The sequence below is a fragment of the Huaxiibacter chinensis genome (genome assembly GCF_022171985.1).
Lineage (GTDB): Bacteria > Pseudomonadota > Gammaproteobacteria > Enterobacterales > Enterobacteriaceae > Enterobacter > Enterobacter chinensis_A.
In genome coordinates this window covers 1-1,543 of the sequence record NZ_JAJVHF010000050.1, presented here as the reverse complement: position 1 = coordinate 1,543, position 1,543 = coordinate 1, and the positions used below count along the sequence as shown (strand labels likewise).

At 49.3% G+C, this 1,543-nt stretch carries 1 protein-coding gene and 1 pseudogene; both read left to right on the top strand.

Translation table 11 applies throughout. The annotated features are described in order from the left end of the window. Positions 1-118, top strand: a pseudogene (locus LZP96_RS23845) (IS1 family transposase); the annotation flags it as partial. A 134-nt stretch (positions 119-252) separates the two neighbouring features. After that, a complete protein-coding gene (locus LZP96_RS23840) occupies positions 253-1,275 on the top strand; it encodes an IS110-like element IS5708 family transposase (RefSeq protein ID WP_032736818.1) in 1,023 nt (340 codons plus the stop codon). Positions 1,276-1,543: the final 268 nt, after the last annotated feature.

The following is a 1,543-nucleotide window of genomic DNA, read 5'->3' as shown; positions in this document are numbered from 1 at the left end:
GCGCATTGAGCGACATAACCTGAATCTGAGACAACATCTGGCAAGGCTGGGACGGAAGTCACTGTCGTTCTCAAAATCGGTGGAGCTGCATGACATGACTCTGAGGTGTCTGTTAAACCCGTGGCGATTCAAAGCGGACCGTCATACCTGCTTTAGTCACTGGCTTAGCGAATGGAAGGGACTTCCCCTGGATATGCGCCTGGTTAACTTTCATGCAATCATGGGATAAACATTGACCCAGAGGGATTCGTTATGACCATCACCACTGTCGGTATCGATCTTGCTAAAAATGTGTTTGCTGTTCACTGCGTTGACCAAAATGGTAAAGCAGTTCTGGTTAAACCCAAGGTGTCGCGTGCAGCACTTTCTGAACTCATCGCTGGTTTACCTCCCTGTGTCATTGGAATGGAAGCCTGCTCGGGTGCCCACTATTGGGCAAGATTATTCAGGCAGTATGGCCATGATGTCCGGTTGATGGCACCGAAATTTGTCTCACCCTATCGCATGGCGGGTAAGACCGGGAAAAATGATGCAGCTGATGCAATAGCTATTTGTGAGGCTGTGCAGCGGCCGCACATGCGCTTTGTACCCGTCAAAGACGAAAGCCAGCAGGCAATGCAATGCTTACATAGGACAAGACAGGGATTTATTCAGGAAAGAACAGCGACGTATAACCGTCTTCGGGGGTTGGTATCTGAATTCGGGGTTATTGCCCCACAAAGCACTGATGCTCTGCGTCATGCTGTTTCTGACCAGAAGGAAACTCTGCCAGTACAGGTCAGGCTGTGCATTGATGATCTATTAGCACATGTCACTAATATTGAAGAGAAAATCGCCGAATATGACAGGGTGTTATCTCGTGTTGCCAAAACAGATCATCGCAGCCAGCAGTTAATGGAACTGAAAGGTATTGGGCCCACAACGGCGAGTGCGCTGGTCGCCAGTATTGGCAATGCCCATGATTTTAAGAACGGGCGCCAACTGGCAGCCTGGTTGGGGCTAACGCCATCACAATACAGTAGTGGCGGAAAATCAAAGCTTGGCAGGATAACAAAAGCGGGTGATGCCTACCTGCGAACCCTGCTGGTCCAGGGAGCCCGTTCTGTTATGGTAGGGGCAGAGAATAGAACGGACTCGTTTAGCCGTTGGGTCTGCTCGTTGATTGGTAGGCGGGGATACTGGCGTGCTGTCGTTGCAATCGCCGCCAAGAATGCGAGGTTGTGCTGGGCATCATTACATTACGGCGATGACTTCAGACTGTATTCAACAACGTGAAAAATTAAACTGAGTAGTAACTGAACTGTAACTCGTTGATGGTAAAGGGTTAGACCCCCGTGAGAAGTATCTGCATATCCTACTGGATATCACTATCCGATTAACGAAGGAGGATCTCACGAGCGTCTTTCATCAGGGTCCGAATCAATAGCGATTCAGCGTGACCGTTTATAGGGCACTGTTGCAAAGTTAGCGATGAGGCAGCCTTTTGTCTTATTCAAAGGCCTTACATTTCAAAAACTCTGCTTACCAGGCGCATTTCGCCCAG

Bases quoted from the DNA above. Each gene is read 5' to 3' on its own strand.
- LZP96_RS23840 (WP_032736818.1), top strand. From the start codon at position 253: ATGACCATCACCACTGTCGGTATCGATCTTGCTAAAAATGTGTTTGCT.